Here is a 17,093-nt window from a genome sequence, read left to right as displayed (position 1 = left end):
ACCGGCGCGGTCCGTGTCCGGACCGGCTGCGGCGCGGCGGTCGCGTCAGCGCCGCCCGAGGCCGGGGCTCGGCGGCCGTCGCAGCGGCGCCCGACCCGCGCCGGCCGAGGCCGCCGGAGCGCTTCCGTGAGGCACTCGGCCCGGCGTGGCGGGCGCCTCCGCCGACAGGACGCCCACGAGCGCCACGGAGACGGCGAGCGTCGCGAGCGAGTGCTGATCGCCGAACCAGGTGGTGTTGTCGGCCATCCCGTGCAGGAACGTCCAGAGGACGGCGACGGCGAGCGCCCCGACGGCGACGGCCTCGTTCCGGGCGACCCGGAGGAGCAGGCGCACGACGGCGACGGTGGCGAGGAGGAGGAACGCGAGGACGGGGAGCGCGATCAGGAGCCCGCCGTTGGTCCACGCGGTGACGAGGAGGTTGTGGGGCGGGCGCGGCTCGCTGTGCTGGGTGAACTGCGACCCGCGCGCCAGCCACAGCTCCTGCCATCCGCCGTACCCCAGCCCCAGCAGCCAGTTGTCGGGGAACGCGCTCGCAGCCAGGCGCAGGAAGTCGCCGCGGGCCCCGAGCGTGAGCACGCCCGCCTCCGCCAGCTGCGGGAAGGACACGGCGACGGCGTACACGGCCGTGATCCCGGAGGGGATGGTGATCATCCAGGCGACCGGACCGAGGCTGCGTCCCTTGAGTCCGCGGATCGCGGCGACCAGCAGGGGCAGGACGATCGCGAGGACGATCGCGGTCTTGGACAGCGTGAAGAGGGCGCCGACCAGCCCGGCGACGGCGACGAGCAGGAGGAGACTCCCCCGCTGCCGTCTCCAGACGGCGAAGGCCAGCGCGCCGGTCGTGGCCATGTACATCGAGGCGATGTTGCCGTTGAGGAAGAACCCTCCCGACTTCTCCTGCAGGACGTTGTTGAAGGACGTCGTGAAGATGTCCCGCACGTAGATGTCGGAGAACAGCACCGCTTCCGGCCACCGGAGGTAGGCGGTCTCCTGCACGGGATCGAGCTGGAAGAGGATCGTGAGCGTCACCTGGAGGAGGAACACGGGCGCCGCCCAGTTGAGGGCGCGGCCGACGACACGCCAGGCGCCGTCGCCGAGCCCGCGGACGGCCAGGTACGGAGTGAGGAAGGAGACGACGGAGACCACGTCGCGCAGCGCGGCCGCGCGTGCTCCGGAGTAGGTGAGCGCGAAGAGGGTGCCGGCGATCACGAGGAGGACCACGACCACGAACCGGTCGATCCGCCCGCCGCGCAGCCGCGCCACGGAGTACGGGAGGAAGAGCAGGCTCCAGGCGACCGGAGCGGTGACGGGGCCCAGGGTGTAGAGCTGCACGACGCTCAGCGCCAGGAGCACCGCGAGGAAGACGAGGACGATCCGCTCGTGCCGCCGCTGAGCGGGATCCGCCGGCGCGCGCGACGGCCGCCCGCGGGTCTCCGGAGCGTCGGTGACGCGGGTCGCGGCGATGACGGAGGGACGAGAGGCGGTCGGGCGGCGGAGGAGGGCGTCGTCGGCGTGGCGGCCCATGTCAGAGCCGTTCCGCGGAGGTGCTGGTGGCGGCCTCCGTCTGGCGGAGCGGAGGAGCGGCGCGCCGATTCCGGGACGACGGGCCGACCTCTCGCGGCGGGCGGGTCGTCCGCGGGCGCCGGTCCGGGGCGGGAGGCGGATCGAGCAGCACGGGAGAGGCGGTGGCGTCGGCGGACGCGGGCGGGAGAGGGGATGCAGGTGGCATGTCGCGCCGACACTAATCGCGCGGCACGAGCCTCGACGGGCTTGGCGCGGAACGTCGATCCGCGTGCGCGCGGCGGCCCCGCGCCTCAGCCACGGGGGTCTGCCAGCAGCTCGTCCGCGCGGCGGGCGATGCCCGGCCAGCCGAAGTCCGCCGCTCGGCGCCGCGACGCCGCAGCGACCTCCGCGCGTCGCCGGGGATCGCGCAGCGAGGCGATGAGGGCGGGGAGCTCCGCGAGGACGGCGTCCGCGACCTCCTCCTCCGTGCCCGGCGGGACGAGGACGGATCCGTCGACCACTCCGTCGGAGGTGCGCAGGATCTCGGGGAGGCCTCCGCGCTCGACCGTCACGACGGGGATCCCCCGCGAGAGCGCCTCCACCACCACCATCCCGAACGGCTCGTCCCAGCGGCAGGGGTAGAGCAGGAGCGCCGAGGAGCCGAACAGCTCCAGCAGGTCCTCGTGCCGGAGGAACGGGAGCCGGCGCACGACGCCGGGCAGGGCGGCGACCGCCTCGTCGAGCGCTCGGACGTACGGGGTGGGCGTCGCGTCGTCCCCGAGGCCCGATGCGCCGGCGATGACCAGCCGCAGATCGGCGCCGTGCTCTGTCCGCATCCGCCTCACGATCTCGACGGCCTCGCGGGCTCCCTTCTCGGCCACCAGCCTCCCGGCGAAGACCGCCTCCGCAGTACCGCCGAGCGGCGCCGGCGGGACCTCGGGCGGAGGGACGACCCCGTTGTACAGGACGGCTGTGGCGATCAGGCCGTACCGGTCGACCGCCCGGGCGCGCAGGAACTCGCTGCAGAAGATCCACTCGTCGACCGCGTCGAGGTAGCGCCGGGCGGCGGCGGGATCGGGTGGCAGGTGATCGAGCAGGTCGTTGTGCAGGTGTGCGACGATCCGCCCCCGGTAGCCCAGGCGGCGCAGGCGCACGGCGTAGCGGGGGCGGTTGTGGATCCAGACCGTCGGGACACGGCGCAGCGACGGAGCGAGCACCAGCAGCCAGAAGCGCCCGCCGAAGGACAGCCGGCGCAGCTCGGCGCCCGGGTCGCTGTCGCGCCGATGCGCCAGGAGGAGTGCCGCGCGCCGCTGAACCGCGTAGATCCGCCGGTACAGACGATGGGGCCTGACGTCCACGCCCGGTGACGCCGACGACCACGGCGCGTGCACGGCGATCCGGAGCGAGGACCGGGACACCGTCTCGCGGACCCAGGTCGCCACGGCTCCCCCGCTGCCGTCGAAGCGCTCCTCGGCGGCCAGCACCACGGCGACCTCGACCGGGGCGGCGGAGCCGAGCCGGAGCCGGGCGGGCAGTCGCGACAGGACGAGCGATCGCGCCTCGGCGATGTCGCGCCCCGGCGCCAGGAGGGCGGTCGCTCCCAGCACAAGGCCCGCGAGCGCCAGCTCCACCGGGAGCAGCCGCAGGGGCGCGCCCTCGGGGAGCAGGCGGAGCAGGAGCAGCACGATCGCCATCGGTGCGGCGAGCAGCGGCCCCGCGGCGCACGCGCGCAGGAACGCGCCGAGGCGCACTCCGAGCACCACCCGCAGCACGGCGCAGGTGACGGCGAAGCCGAGAGCGCTCGAGAGCAGCAGCCCGCCGATCAAGCCGTCGAGTCCGAACAGCACTCCCCCGCCGACGATCATCGGGACCGTGATCGCGGTCTTCACGATGTTCACGACCAGCCCGAACCGCACCCGGTCCATCGCCATCAGGATGAAGCCGACCGGATTGCCGATCGCCCGCACCGCGCCCACCACCGTCAGTGCGCTCGTCATGCCCGCGATCCAGCCCCAGCCGGGTCCGTAGAACAGCCGCACGATCTCCTCGGAGCGCAGCGCCACCAGCATCAGCGGCGGGATGCTCGCCATGCTGAGCACCGCGGTGACGCGGAGGTGGTTCCGCGCGACGCGCTCACGGTCGTGCTGGATCGAGGAGAACACCGGGAACATCACCCGCGTCACGATCGGGTTGACCCTCGCGGGGAGGTTCACGGCGAGGTTGTATCCCAGGGTGTACCCGCCCAGCTGGGCCGGTCCGAGCAGGCGGCCGATCGCGAGCGAGCCGGCGTTCGAGCCCAGGTAGTTGACGATGCCGTCGAGGGTCTGGAAGACGCCGAAGGAGAGGAAGCGGGCGGTCTCGCGGATCCGGAACCGGAACCGCAGCCGGAACCAGCGGCGGGCCTGCACGAGGGCGAGCACGGAGCGCAGAGCCGCGGTCGCGACGAGCCCCCACGCATAGGAGAGCGCCCCCGCGCCCGAGACCGCGAGGCAGACCGTCACGGCGAAGCCGCCGACGAGAGCGATCGTCTCGGACACGGCGACCGCTCGGAACCGGATCCCCTTCTCGAGCACCGCTCTCGGCACCTGCCCGGCTGCGCTGCCCACGAACACGAGCGAGGCGACGCTGAGGACCGGCGCCGCGGCGGCGGACCCGAGCAGGGAGGCGATCGGTGCGGCGCCCAGGAGGACGGCGACGGTGACCAGGAGCCCGACGGAGAGGTTGAGCCAGAAGACCGACGAGAGCTCGAAGCTGGTCGCCCGCCGGCGCTGGATGATCGCCTGGGCGACCCCCATGCCGAGGAAGATGTCGACGAACGCGTTGAGCAGGGCGACGATCGCGATGATCCCCATCTCGGAGGGGTCCAGCAGTCTCGCCAGGAGCGCGAACTGCCCGAGCTGCACGACGAGCGCGACGGCGAACGAGACCGCCGTCCAGGCGGTCGCGTCGACGGTGCTCCGGCGCAGGCTCACCTCTCCCGCCCGGCGGAGGCCGGACGGAGGCCCGGTCGCGGATCGTCGGCGCGGTGCTCGGCGCGGCTCATCCGCGATCTCCGTCCGTCGTCGTCGGCATCGATCGGCCGGCCGCCCGGTCGTAGAGGTCCTCGAGGTCGCGGATCCGCTCGGCGAGGTCGAACGAGGCGAGCACGCGCTCCCGCCCCTCCGCGCCCATCCGCTCCGCGCGGTCCGGGTCCCGGAGCAGGGCGGCGAGCGCCCCGGTCAGGCCGGGCACGTCCCCCTCCGAGACGAGCAGCCCGGTGACGCCGTCCTGGACCGCCTCCGGGACGCCGCCGTGGCGGTACGAGACGACAGGGACGCCTGCGAGCGCGGCCTCGAGGAAGACCATGCCGAAGCCCTCGGAGTCGCCTGTCGCCGCGGTCCGCGACGGTGCGCAGAAGACCGCGGCGCCGGCGAGGATGCGGGCGACCTCGGCGGGGGGCAGGGAGCCGGTGAAGGTCACCTGCAGGCCCAGCCGCGCCGCCTGCTCGACGAGCGCCTCCCGCAGGTGGCCGTCGCCGACGACGGTCAGGGGGACGTCGCGGATCGGTCCGGGGAGGGCGGCGACCGCCTCGAGCAGATCCGGAACGCCCTTCTTGTCGGTGAGGCGTCCGACGAAGACGATTCCCGCGCGCTCCGCAGCCGGTGCGGCCTCGGGGCGGGAGGTCGGGACGCCGATGTAGCCCACTCCGGTGCGCCGCGGGTCCGCCCCCAGGCGCAGGAGCCCGTCGGTGATGAAGCGGGAGACCCCGATCACCGCGAGCGCGGTGCGGAAGACGGCGCGGGCCTCGAGGGCGCGGTGAGCTCGGGCGAGGGGGCGGAGCAGGCGCGGAGCTCCGGTCGCGAGCGGCCAGCTGGTCACGTCGTAGCCGTGCCCCGTCACGACGAGCGGGAGGCGCCTCCTCCGTGCGTACCGCGCGATGGAGACGGCGTCGATGAGGAAGTGCGCGTGGATGAGGGCGGGCCGGTGCTCATCGACGATCGCGTCGAGCCGTCGTGACACTCCGAACCACCGCAGGAGGAGGGACCGCCGCCCGCGAGGGGTGATCGGATCGTGCAGGACGATGTCCGTGCGGTCGTGGAGGACGCCCGAGCCGGTGCGCTCGAGGCCCACTCCGAGGGCGCGCCAGCGCTCGAGTCCGTGCATCTGATTGCGGACGAACGTCTCGGAGTCCTGCAGCCACGCGCGCTTCCAGACCAGGACCAGCGGCCTCTCGGCGGCGGCGGCGACTCCCGCGTGCTCAGCGGACGGCACGGCGCACCCGGTAGCGGAGGGCCGCGACCACGCTCGGCAGCACCCGCACGGCGTCGCCCAGATAGCGCCGCCAGAGCCTGCCGGGCTCCCGGCTGAGCCGGTGCGCCCACTCGAGGCCGAGGCGCTGCACCACGAGCGGCGCCCGCGGGATCTCGCCGGCGAGGAAGTCCACGGCGGCGCCGACGCCGAGGCACACCGCTCCCGTGCCGCCGACGGCGAGCAGGCGCTCGCGGACCTCCTCCTGCTTCGGGGAGCCGAGGCAGAGCGCGACGATGCGGACGTCGGCCGCGCGCAGGGTCGAGGAGAGGCGGGCGAGGTAGGCGTCGTCCGCGAGCTCGGCCGGCTCCGGCGAGACGACGACCGGCACCTGCAGCCCGGCGAAGCGCTGCTGCAGCTCGGCGGCTGCGCGATCGCCGACTCCGGGGCGTCCGCCGATGAGAGCGATCGGTGCGCCCTCGAGCGCCGCGCGGCGGCAGACCTCGGTGAAGAGGTCGATGCCCGTCACGCGGCTCGCCGTGCGGTGGCCGTACGAGCGGGCCAGCCAGACCAGAGGCGCCCCGTCGAGCACCACGAGGGACGCCCGGCCGTAGTACCGCCGGAACTCGCCGGAGTGCTTCCAGCGCACGAAGTGGTCGGTGTTCGGCGTGACGACCAGCTCGTCGCGGCCGCTCCGGGACAGCTCGAGCACGGCCTCCGCCGCCTCGTCGAGCGTGGTGATGCTGGCCGGCATCCGCTCGATGCGGCCGGTGATGTAGGAGGTCATGCCGGTGCTCCTCGGGGGTCGGTGCGGGAGGGAGGGAACGGAGCTGGTGTGCGGAAGGGGCCGGTCGCGGCCGCCTGCACGGGGACGGTCACGTCGTCCACCGGGTGCTCCTCCGATCGGAGAGCCGGCGGCGGGTGTCGTGCACGGCGTAGAGGATCCGGCTGAGCGCCGTGAAGGCGGCGGGGACGTGCTTGAGCACCAGCCCCAGGACGAGCAGCCGCGGCGACCGCGCGGAGCGGAGCACGCGGACGTCGCGCAGCGCCTCGGACCCGAGCCGGACGCCGGTCTCGACGAGCGCCGCGTCGGAGTTCTGGCGGATCGGGGTGAGCGCGACGGGGACGGCGTAGAACCAGGTCGTGAACCAGTCCGACAGCGGGCGCGGCACCTCCTCGAACGTACGGGCGAGCGCCGCGCGCATCTCCTCGGCGCAGACCAGGAGGTTCCGGAGGTCCGGGTCGCGCCGACGGGTGATCGAGGACGCCGTGTGGACGTAGGAGTAGAGGACCTCCGGCACGAAGAGCACCCGTTCCGACGCCTGGACCGCCCGCAGCACGCCGACGAAGTCGGACTGGGAGCTCAAGCGCGGGAAGAGCTCCTCCTGCAGGACGGCGCGGCGGAAGAGCTTGTTCCAGAGGAAGCCGTGCAGGCGCCCGGACGCCATCCGCTCGAGAGCGAGTTCGGACGAGACCAGTTCGCGCCGGTCGAGGCCGTCGATCACACGTCCGGAGGTCGACTGCCGGGTGCGGTAGAGCGCCCGGCAGACGACGACGTCGGCCGCCGTCCGCTCGGCCTCGGCGGTGAGGGTCCGAAGGATCTCCGTGTCCCACTCGTCGTCGACGTCCACGAACCAGACGAACTCGGAGTCGATGCCGTCGAGGGCGCGGTTCCGGGCGGCAGCGACGCCGCCGTTCTGCTCGAGGAGCAGGACCCGGGCGTCCTCGCGTCCCTCGGCCCACTTCTCGAGCACCTCCGCCGTGCCGTCCGAGGACGCGTCGTCGACGAGGACGACCCGCGTCCCCGGTCCGAGAGTGAGTGCGAGCCGCGCGAGGAAGCCGTCGAGCCGGGCGATCGCGTTGTAGCAGGGAGCCACGACGGTCACCGAGTGCACGCCCCCGCTCACCGTCGGCCCCCGAGCTCGCGGTAGGCGGCGACGACGGGTCCGAAGACGGCGTCGGGCGAGGCGGCCTCGTCCACCCACGCCTTCGCGCGGTCGGCCTGCATCAGGAGCCCCTCGGGTCGCTCCAGAGCGGCGGCGAGGAGCTCGGCGATCCGCTCCCCGTCGGCGTCGGCGGGGAGCAGGAGGCCCCGACCGTCGGCGAGCAGCTCGCCCACACCGCCGACGTCGGTCGCCACGACCGGGCGACGGCGGGCCATCGCCTCCAGCATCACGAGCGGAGTCCCCTCCCACCGCGAGGTCGACAGGAGGAGGTGCGCCGCGTCCAGCGCTCCGGTCACGTCCGCCGACGGACCGGCGAAGTCGACCACTCCGGCTCCCCGGGCGCGCTTGCGCAGCACCGGCAGCATCGGACCGTCGCCGAGCCAGGTGCCGGTGACGGGCCGGACCCGGGCGAGGGCCTCGACGGCCGCGAGGAAGCGGACCGGGTCCTTCTGCTCCGCGAGCCGCCCGATGCCGAGGACGCGGACGACCGGCTCGGCGAGTTCCGGCGCGCTCGCGGGCTCCGCGGTGACGTTCGCCGGGGCGTTGCCGGTGACCACGACGCGATCCTGCGGGCGGCCGTAGACCTCGACGACCATCCGCCCCACGGAGGCGGAGACGGCGAACACCCGCCGGGAGCGGAAGGAGAGCGCTCGCCTGTCGATCCCGGGCAGCTCGGTGTGCGCGTGCTCGACCACGGGGACACCGAGCGCGGCGCCGACGAGGAGGGCCAGCAGAGCCTCGCGGCGCTGGTGGGCGTGCAGGACGTGCGGGCGGAACCGGCGGACGGCGAGAGCGAGGCCGCGGAGATCGGCCGCGAAGCCCTGTCCGGGTCTCGGCACCACGAAGACGGGCGACTCCTGCGCGGCGCGGTCGCTGAGCGGCCCGGGACGCCCCCAGTAGGCGGTCTCGCAGCCGTGCTCGCGGCTCCACGCGCCCAGGGAGAGGGCCACACGCTGCGCTCCGCCGTCCTCGAAGGAGTCGAGGACGTGCAGGATCCGCAGGGATCGGGAACGGGCGGCCCTCATGAGAGCGCCCCGTCGGGAACCGCGCCCGGGAAGCGGACGTCGAGTTCGGCCAGGACGGCGTCGACGTCGCGGCCCATCGTCCCGGGGTCGACGTCGTAGTGATCGGCGAGGAGGTCGACGACCTCGTCCCGGGGCCGGCGCTGCCGGATCACGGCCTCGAAGACCGAGGCTGCGCTCAGCGAGAGCACGATCGGGGGCACCGACGGGCGGGACAGGTCGAGCACGTAGACCTGACGGTCCGTGCGCTCGACGGCGAAGCGCTGGGCCGGCGGCGCGCTGCCACCCTGCGCCTCGGCGGAGGCCTCCACCGGATGCACGGCGCTCGCCGCGGGATCGGACGAGGCCGGGAGGTCGCTCACCGGCGCCGTGGTCGCCGCGATCGCCTCGAACGAGGACGCCGAGCCCTGCTCCTCGCTGCGGCCGCTCAGCGCCACCCGGGCGAAACCGGTGAGGGCGGAGGGGAGGCCTCGGAGCGCCCGCAGGGTCCGCTCCCCCCGGAGCCGGAGCCGACGTCGGACCGTCGTCGCCTCGGGATGGCTCGCCTTGAGATCCGCGCGGGTGGGGAAGGCGGCTCTCAGCAGCAGGCCTCCCTTCAGGCGCCAGGGAGCGGACGCCACGGCGTGCAGCCAGTTGAAGGTGTGCCGGTCGGAGCTGCGGCGCACGTCCCAGAGAATCTGGGCCTGCCGGTAGCGCTCCTCGGGCGCGGCGGGGACTCCCCAGGAGGTGAGGAGCTCCGTCATCGGCGTCTGCGCGCCGAGCTCGACGGCCGCGTCGCGGATCGCCTCACGCTCCTCGCTCGGAAAGCCGGCGGCGTGCGCCTTCAGAACCGCCAGCGCCGTGGTCGCCGAGGCGGAGCGCGCGCTGCGCAGCTGGTGCAGGGCGTGCAGCACGAGGTGGTGCGCGCGCCCGGGGATCCGCAGGGTCTCGTCGCTCAGCGGCAGATCCTCGGCGGCCGCCCAGAGGCGGTCGAAGACGATCCGCTCCTCCTCGAAGGCACCCGGGAAGGAGCGGTGGACGTCGACGTCGCACGGCCACGAGGGGTGGACGAGCGTGATCGAGTGGTCGACGAAGAGCGTCCAGCTGAGAGCCTCGGCGCGGCGGCGCCAGCCCATCGAGGCGAGCAGCCCGAGAGCCTCGTCGAAGCGCTCGGGGTCGACCCAGAGGTCGACGTCGGCCGACGTCATCGGCGCGCGGATCCCCTGGCGGTGCAGACCCTCGCCCTTCACCACGAGGCTGCGGACGCCGTGCGTCCGCAGGGTGTACTGCACCAGCACGGCGGCCAGGCGCAGGGCGACGGCGTTCGGCAGCATCGCGTCGGCGGAGGCGCCGACAGCAGGAACCGGTTCAGGCGACACGGACGCGTCCCTCCGCGAGGGCGAGGATCTCCTCGGCCGCGACGGACCACGGGCGCTCCCGCGCGAGCTCGGCGGCCCCCCGGGAGAGAGCCGTCCACTCGCGCCGGAGCCGATGGAGGGCGTCCTCGTAGTCCTCGCGCGTCGCGTCGTCGGAGAGGACCACGCCCGCCCCCGCCGCGCAGAGATCGGCCAGGACGCTCGACTCGATCGCGAGGACCGGCAGCCCGCTCGCCAGCGCGTCGAGTCCGGCGGCCGCGCCGGTCGTCGACGGCGTCAGATGGGCGTACGCGTGGGAGTGGCGGAGCACCTCGACGACGCCGTCGCGGTCCTGCTCGCCGACGGAGCGCAGCCCCGATGCGAGGTCGTCGGCGATCCCGCCGCCGTCGTCGATCACGGTGACGTACTCGGTGCCGTCCAGCCGGGCGAGGAGATCGAGCCGCTCGGTGCCCCGGTCGAGACCGGAGGCTCCCACGGCGGCGAAGCGGAGGGGCCCGTCGGGGGCGGACGGCGTCGGGAACGACGCGTCCGGCAGGCCCAGGGGTACGACTGTTCCCGCGAGGGCTGACGCGAGCCGCTCCGTCGGGGTGACGACGACAGCACCGCGGCGCTCCTCCTCGAACCGGAGGCGCGGGAGTGCTGGGAGGTCGTCGGCCAGGAGGACGGTCGTCGGAGCGAGCCCGGCGAGCTCCACGGCCGTCCCCGGGAGAGCCACCACGAGGTCGGGCCGCTCCGGAGCGAGCAGTCGGCGGGCCCGGCGCGTGACGACGGCGAGCCCGACGGACCCGGCGCCCCTCCGGCGGGCGGGCTCGAGGAAGCGGGCGAGCACGCTGGGGCGGAGCTCCGCCCCGCTGTACCCCTCCGGGTCACCGGTCACCACGACCACGCGGTGCCCCTGGCGGCGCCAGGCGCGCTCGAGCGGAGCCGCGTGCCAGGCGTCGAGGGCGACGATCCCGATGGTCAGCACGGGCGGACTCCCCCCGTCAGGGGGGATCGGCGGCAGGGACCGGGAGACGGGAGGAGCGCGGAATCCCGCTGGTCGATGACCTCGTGCACAGGGCGGTACCTCTCTCCGTCGCGGCAGGCGGAGCCGCGGACGTCGGAGAAGTTATCCCCGTGCCCGGCGGCCTCCGAGTGGGAGGCGCGATACGGACGCGGAGGCGGCGTGCGCGCCGCTCACGGAGTCGGATCGCGTCGGCAGCGGTCGCTCGACCGTCAGTCCCCGCCACGGGTTCCGCGCCCGCCGCACCGGCATGCGGAGGCACCGCGGCGCCGCCGATAGAGTCGGCTCCGTGACCCTCTCCCCGCAGATCTTCACGCTCCCCTCGGCGGTGCAGCGGACCCCCGCCGCAGCTCCTCACCCGGGGCTGCTCCGATGAGGGGCATCGTCCTCGCGGGTGGTTCGGGGTCGCGGTTGTGGCCGATCACCAAGGGCATCTCGAAGCAGCTGATGCCGATCTACGACAAGCCGATGATCTACTACCCGCTGTCGACGCTGATGATGGCCGGGATCGACGAGGTCCTCGTGATCACGACCCCCGAGTACAACGACCAGTTCCGCGCCCTGCTGGGCGACGGGTCGAGCCTGGGCATGCGGATCGAGTACGCCGTGCAGCCCTCCCCCGACGGGCTCGCGCAGGCGTTCCTGATCGGCGAGGAGTTCATCGGCGACGAGTCGGTCGCCCTGGTCCTGGGCGACAACATCTTCCACGGCACCGCCCTGGGTACCGCCCTCGCGGCGAACACCACGATCGAGGGCGCCGTCATCTTCGCCTACCAGGTCGCCGACCCGCGCGCCTACGGGGTCGTCGAGTTCGACGAGCACTTCCGAGCCGTCTCCATCGAGGAGAAGCCCGAGCAGCCGCGCAGCAACTACGCCGTGCCCGGCCTCTACTTCTACGACAACGACGTCGTGGCGATCGCGAAGACGATCACGCCCTCGGCCCGCGGCGAGCTCGAGATCTCGACGATCAACGAGCGCTACCTCGAGGCGGGGCGGCTGAACGTCCAGGTGCTCGACCGGGGAACGGCCTGGCTCGACACCGGGACCTTCGATTCCATGATCGAGGCGACCGAGTTCGTGCGCGTGATCGAGCAGAGGCAGGGGTTCAAGATCGGCTGCATCGAGGAGATCGCCTGGCGCAACTCCTGGATCGACGACACCCGCCTCGCCGAGCTCGCCGCACCGCTGGTCAAGAGCGGCTACGGCGCCTACCTCCACCGCCTGCTCAGCCTCGAAGGCGTGAACGCGGGCCGCTGAGCCCGGCCTCCCCCGACCTTCCCGACCTCCAGGAGAACCCGTGCGGATCCTCGTCACCGGCGGTGCCGGCTTCATCGGCAGCAACTTCGTCCACCTGACCCTGCGCGAGCGTCCCGACGCGCGGATCACCGTGCTCGACAAGCTCACCTATGCGGGCAGCCGCGACTCCCTCGCCCCCGTCGCCGACCGCGTGCGGCTGGTCGAGGGCGACGTCGCAGACGCCGAGCTGGTGGACCGGCTGGTCGCCGATGCGGATCTGGTGGTCCACTTCGCCGCGGAGTCGCACAACGACAACTCGCTGCACGACCCGACGCCCTTCCTCGCGACGAACGTCATCGGCACCTTCGCGCTCCTGCAGGCGGTGCGCGCGCACGACGTGCGGTACCACCACATCTCGACGGACGAGGTGTACGGCGACCTCGAGCTCGAGGACCCCGCGCGCTTCACCGAGCACACCCCCTACAACCCCTCCAGCCCCTACTCCTCGACCAAGGCAGCCAGCGACCTCCTCGTGCGCGCCTGGGTGCGCTCCTTCGGCGTGCGCGCCACGATCTCCAACTGCTCCAACAACTACGGCCCCTACCAGCACGTCGAGAAGTTCATCCCCCGCCAGATCACCAACGCCATCGACGGCATCCGCCCCAAGCTCTACGGCACCGGCGCCAACGTCCGCGACTGGATCCACGTCGACGACCACAACACCGGCGTCTGGGCCATCATCGACCGCGGCGAGATCGGCGAGACCTACCTCATCGGCGCCGACGGCGAGAAGAGCAACCTCGACGTCGTCACCCGCATCCTCACCGCCTTCGGACAACCCGAGGACGCCTTCGACCACGTCACCGACCGCGCCGGACACGACCTCCGCTACGCCATCGACTCCACCCGCCTGCGCACCGAACTCGACTGGCGCCCCCGCTACACCGACTTCGACGCCGGACTCGCCGCCACCATCGACTGGTACCGCGCCAACGAGGACTGGTGGCGCCCCGCGAAGGCCGCCACCGAGGAGAAGTACTCCGCTCAGGCCTGAGGCGGCCCGCCGGCGGGGATCAGTGCGGACCGACTCCGGTCGACACCCGGCCGGAGGGCCGCGGAGAGTCGCACGGGCCGGGCGTCCGCTTCGCGCGGGACCGGCCGGACAGGACGATGCGGAGCAGCTGCAGCGGCTCGAGGAGGTAGCGGGCCGCGAGCCGGCGCGGGTCGCGCGCCAGGCGGAACAGCCACTCCACGCCCAGGGCGCCCATCCACCGCGGGGCGAGCGCCTGCGTGCCGGCGATGTAGTCGAGGCAGCCCCCCCACGTTCGCGAACGCCGCCCGCGGGGCGAGGTCCCGGTTCTCCAGGATCCAGCGCTCCTGGCGGGGCATGCCCATCCCGACCAGGACGAGATCGGCACGGGCGAGCGAATCGGCGAGCGGCCGCTCCTCGCCGATGCCGTGCCACTGCTGGTCGAATCCGTCGTACGCGAGCCAGGTCATCCGGGACGTGCGGGCGGCGACCGCCTCCGCCGCTTTGGCCGAGGACTCCGGCGTGCCGCCCACGGCGACCACCACCAGAGGCTCGTCGTTCTCGATCAGCGGGAACAGCCAGTCGGTGCTGTGTAGAAGGCTTCGCCGACGTCCGTCCAGGAGCCCGCGCCGCCCGCGGTGCGAGAGAGGCTCTGATCGCTGGGCCAGCCGACCTCCCCGACCGAGCAGTGCACCCCGTACCGCCGGCACCACTGCCCGAAGGTCGTCACCGCCGCCACGAAGACATGCTCGTCGGTGCCGCCCTGCTTGTCCGAGCGCAGGGTCGTGCCCGTGCCGCCGGGGTAGAAGTGCTGCGAGTACACGATCCGGTCCAGCGGGTCCTGGATCCACGGCCCGTCGGGTGCGATCGCGGCGACCGTGCCCGTCGTCGCCTCCCGCATCCCCTCGACCCAGATCGTGTGCCGATCGCCGGTTCCCCGGACGGCCGACACCACGGCCTGCGTGTAGGCCTTGTAGGTCTCGACGGGGACCAGCGACCGCTTCACCTCGTTGAAGAGGTCGTAGGCGGCGATGCGTCCGTCGTTCTGGAACTCCGCCGCGAGCAGGGTCCAGACCCTCTGCGCCTGGGATACCGAGAGCCCGGATCCGAATCAGACGGTCCCCTCGGGCAGATCGCCCTGGCTCGCCGGATAAGTGCCGTTGTTGTGCAGGTCGAGCACGACCCGCATGCCGGCGGCGCCGATGGCGGCGATCTCGGTCCGGAGCAGCGCGACCGCCGCCGGATCGAGCCCCTTCGCCAGAGCGTCGTCGGTGCTCTCCCCGTCGGCCTGCGGCTGCAGGAGCGACCAGGGCACCGCGAGCCGGACCAGGGTGAGTCCGCGGTCCGCCAGGAACTCGTAGCTCTCGGGCGGATTCCCGGCGGTGCAGTCGACTCCGACGTCGACGCGCGACTGCAGATCGAACACGTTCACGCCGCGGAGGTAGGACCGACCGCCCAGGTAGTCATCGACCGAGCCGATGGCAGGCGCGGGCGACGCGAAGGCGGACGACGGCGCGCAGGCCACGGGAGCAGTTCCGTCGCTCCGCTCGAGGAGCCGCACGGCGACCACGACGAGGGCCGCGACCACCACGACCGCCAGGACGATCAGCAGCGGGCGGCGGAGCCGACGGCGCGGCCGATCGCGTGCAGCGGCGATGCGAGCCTCCCGAGCCTGCCTGCCCGGTGCGGCCACCGGATCGCCGCTGAGGCTAGCAGAGCTCCGCGACGCCTCAGCGCACCGCCACCGTCGCGCGGTCGCGGCCGGTGAGGTCGCGCTGCGTGGTCGCTCCGCGCCAGCCGTCGGCAGTGAGCAGGGCGCGGATATCGGCGCCCTGCAGCTCGCCGTGCTCCATCACCAGCACTCCCCCGGAGCGGAGCAGGCGGAGGGCGGTCGCCGAGAGCGAGCGGACGACGTCCAGGCCGTCCTCGCCGCCGTAGAGCGCCGAGGGCGGGTCGAACAGGCGTACCTCCGGGTCGCGCGGGACGGCGGCGGCCGGGATGTAGGGCGGGTTGGAGACGACGACGGAGACGGTGCCGTCCAGCTCGGGAAGTGCCCGGGCGAGGTCGTCGAAGACGATGCGGGCGTTCTCGAGCCCGAGCCGCTCGCGGTTGCCGCGGGCCCAGATGAACGCCTCGGGAGCGTTCTCCACGCCGATCACGCGCGCGTACGGCACCTCGTGCGCGAGCGCGAGCGCCAGGGCTCCGCTGCCCGTGCCGAGGTCGACGGCGATCGGCTCCGGATCGACGACCGCACGGAGCGCGTCGATCGCGATCTGCGCGACGCCCTCGGTCTCGGGTCGCGGGACGAACACGCCGGGTCCGACCGCGAGCTCGAGCGAGCGGAACGGCGCGATCCCGGTGATGTGCTGCAGCGGCTCGCGAGCCGACCGGCGCTCGATCGCGCTCGCGAACGCCGCGGCGTGCTCGTCGTCGACGGTCAGCCCCGTGATGAGGCGCGCCTGCAGCCGGCCGCGGCCGAGCCCGAGCAGGTGCCCGAGAAGCAGCTCCGCATCGACGTCCGGCGTGGGGACGCGGGCGGCGGCGAGGCGGGCGACCGCGTCCGCGAGGAGGGTGCGCGCGTCGACGCCGGTGGTCACGAGGGTCACGCCTCCTCGGAGCCGATGTCGGCCAGGCGGGCCTCCTCGTCGGCCTGGATGGCGCTCTCCACCACCGGGTCGAGCGCGCCGTTCATCACGCCGTCGAGGTTGTACGCCTTGTAGCCGGTGCGGTGGTCGGCGATGCGGTTCTCGGGGAAGTTGTAGGTCCGGATGCGCTCGGAGCGGTCCATCGTGCGGATCTGCGTCTTGCGCGCGTCCGAAGCCGCCGCGGCGATCTCCTCCTGCTGGCGGGCCAGGATGCGAGCGCGGAGCACGCGCATGCCCGCCTCGCGGTTCTGCAGCTGGCTCTTCTCGTTCTGCATCGACACGACGATGCCGGTCGGGAGGTGGGTGATTCGCACGGCGGAGTCGGTCGTGTTGACGGACTGCCCGCCGGGACCGGAGGAGCGGTAGACGTCGATCTTCAGGTCGTTCTGATTGATCGCGACCTCCTCGGGCGCGTCCACCTCGGGGAACACGAGCACGCCCGTGGTCGAGGTGTGGATCCGCCCCTGCGACTCGGTCACGGGGACGCGCTGCACCCGGTGCACGCCGCCCTCGTACTTGAGGTGCGCCCACACGCCCTGCGAGGGATCGGTGGCGTTGCTCTTGATCGCGACCTGCACGTTCTTGTAGCCGCCGAGGTCGGACTCGTCGCGGTCGAGGATCTCCGTCTTCCAGCCCTTCGCCTCGGCGTAGTGGAGGTACATCCGGAGGAGGTCGGCCGCGAACAGCGCGCTCTCGGCTCCGCCCTCGCCGCCCTTGATCTCCATGATGACGTCGCGGCCGTCGTCGGGGTCGCGCGGGATGAGCAGGCGCCGCAGCTTCTCCTGCGCCACCCGCAGCGACTCCTCCAACTCGGGGACCTCCTCCGCGAAGGCCTCGTCCTCGCGGGCGAGCTCGCGCGCGGCCTCGAGGTCCTCGCCGGCCTGGATCCAGGCGGAGTGGGCCGCCTTGATCTGGCTCAGCTCCGCGTAGCGCCGGTTGACCTTCTTGGCGCGGGCGGCATCGGCGTGGAGTGCCGGGTCGGAGAGCTGCGTCTGCAGGTCCTCGTGCTCGGCGAGGAGGACGCTGACGGATTCGAACATGGGGTCCTGGCTTCCGGAGGTGGTCGGGGTCGGGCTCATCGCCCGGGGACGCGAAAACGTCCGCGGCCGCCCCCGGTGACAGGGGC

Annotated in this window: 13 protein-coding genes and 2 pseudogenes; 2 read left to right on the top strand and 13 right to left on the bottom strand. The window is 73.4% G+C overall.

What is annotated here, in order from left to right; genetic code table 11:
• Window positions 1–45: 45 nt before the first annotated feature.
• The 8 genes from C5C50_RS01100 to C5C50_RS01065 all read right to left on the bottom strand — a co-directional run bounded on the left by C5C50_RS01100 (window position 46) and on the right by C5C50_RS01065 (window position 11,020).
• Window positions 46–1,524, bottom strand: a complete 1,479-nt coding sequence (locus C5C50_RS01100; RefSeq protein ID WP_104272661.1) for an O-antigen ligase — start codon at window positions 1,522–1,524, stop codon at window positions 46–48.
• 290 nt (window positions 1,525–1,814) lie between these two features.
• Entirely contained in the window at window positions 1,815–4,475 is a 2,661-nt protein-coding gene (locus C5C50_RS01095) for an MOP flippase family protein (RefSeq protein ID WP_104272660.1), read from the bottom strand.
• Window positions 4,476–4,542: 67 nt separating this feature from the next.
• Window positions 4,543–5,754, bottom strand: coding sequence for a glycosyltransferase (locus C5C50_RS01090; RefSeq protein ID WP_104272659.1), 1,212 nt, complete (start codon window positions 5,752–5,754; stop codon window positions 4,543–4,545).
• Window positions 5,741–6,517 (bottom strand): WecB/TagA/CpsF family glycosyltransferase, encoded by a 777-nt coding sequence (locus C5C50_RS01085; RefSeq protein WP_104272658.1) that lies wholly within the window; start codon window positions 6,515–6,517, stop codon window positions 5,741–5,743. The genes C5C50_RS01090 and C5C50_RS01085 overlap by 14 nt, the downstream gene beginning before the upstream one ends.
• Window positions 6,518–6,605: 88 nt before the next feature.
• Window positions 6,606–7,625 (bottom strand): glycosyltransferase family 2 protein, encoded by a 1,020-nt coding sequence (locus tag C5C50_RS01080; protein ID WP_181127713.1) that lies wholly within the window; start codon window positions 7,623–7,625, stop codon window positions 6,606–6,608.
• Window positions 7,626–7,633: 8 nt separating this feature from the next.
• Window positions 7,634–8,701, bottom strand: coding sequence for a glycosyltransferase family 4 protein (locus C5C50_RS01075; protein WP_104272657.1), 1,068 nt, complete (start codon window positions 8,699–8,701; stop codon window positions 7,634–7,636).
• The gene (locus C5C50_RS01070; protein WP_146085840.1) at window positions 8,698–10,056 is read right to left on the bottom strand and encodes a PqqD family peptide modification chaperone; all 1,359 of its coding nucleotides are present in this window, start codon (window positions 10,054–10,056) and stop codon (window positions 8,698–8,700) included. The genes C5C50_RS01075 and C5C50_RS01070 overlap by 4 nt, the downstream gene beginning before the upstream one ends.
• Window positions 10,046–11,020, bottom strand: a complete 975-nt coding sequence (locus C5C50_RS01065; protein WP_104272655.1) for a hypothetical protein — start codon at window positions 11,018–11,020, stop codon at window positions 10,046–10,048. The genes C5C50_RS01070 and C5C50_RS01065 overlap by 11 nt, the downstream gene beginning before the upstream one ends.
• 408 nt (window positions 11,021–11,428) lie before the next feature.
• On the opposite strand from C5C50_RS01065, the gene rfbA reads away from it, so the two are divergent.
• Window positions 11,429–12,313, top strand: a complete 885-nt coding sequence (gene rfbA, locus C5C50_RS01060) for a glucose-1-phosphate thymidylyltransferase RfbA (RefSeq protein WP_104232713.1) — start codon at window positions 11,429–11,431, stop codon at window positions 12,311–12,313.
• Between the two features lie 40 nt (window positions 12,314–12,353).
• Window positions 12,354–13,346, top strand: a complete 993-nt coding sequence (gene rfbB, locus C5C50_RS01055) for a dTDP-glucose 4,6-dehydratase (RefSeq protein ID WP_104223009.1) — start codon at window positions 12,354–12,356, stop codon at window positions 13,344–13,346.
• Window positions 13,347–13,365: 19 nt separating this feature from the next.
• On the opposite strand, the gene C5C50_RS17220 is transcribed toward rfbB, so the two are convergent.
• The 5 genes and pseudogenes from C5C50_RS17220 to prfA all read right to left on the bottom strand — a co-directional run bounded on the left by C5C50_RS17220 (window position 13,366) and on the right by prfA (window position 17,007).
• Entirely contained in the window at window positions 13,366–13,710 is a 345-nt protein-coding gene (locus tag C5C50_RS17220; RefSeq protein ID WP_219813756.1) for a WecB/TagA/CpsF family glycosyltransferase, read from the bottom strand.
• Window positions 13,676–13,855: pseudogene (locus C5C50_RS17450) on the bottom strand (hypothetical protein); the annotation flags it as partial. The gene C5C50_RS17220 and the pseudogene C5C50_RS17450, both read right to left, overlap by 35 nt.
• Before the next feature lie 32 nt (window positions 13,856–13,887).
• Window positions 13,888–14,748 (bottom strand): annotated as a pseudogene (locus C5C50_RS17215) (glycoside hydrolase family 5 protein).
• 304 nt (window positions 14,749–15,052) lie between these two features.
• Window positions 15,053–15,928 carry a peptide chain release factor N(5)-glutamine methyltransferase gene (gene prmC, locus C5C50_RS01035; RefSeq protein ID WP_104272652.1) on the bottom strand — a complete coding sequence of 292 codons (876 nt, stop codon included), beginning with the start codon at window positions 15,926–15,928 and terminating at the stop codon, window positions 15,053–15,055.
• A complete protein-coding gene (gene prfA / locus C5C50_RS01030) occupies window positions 15,925–17,007 on the bottom strand; it encodes a peptide chain release factor 1 (protein ID WP_104232724.1) in 1,083 nt (360 codons plus the stop codon). The genes prmC and prfA overlap by 4 nt, the downstream gene beginning before the upstream one ends.
• Window positions 17,008–17,093 lie beyond the last annotated feature (86 nt).

The organism is Rathayibacter sp. AY1D9 (assembly GCF_002932395.1).
Taxonomy (GTDB): Bacteria; Actinomycetota; Actinomycetes; order Actinomycetales; family Microbacteriaceae; genus Rathayibacter.
The sequence above is the reverse complement of the archived record's forward strand: the minus strand, read 5'-3'. Positions and strand labels throughout refer to the sequence as shown.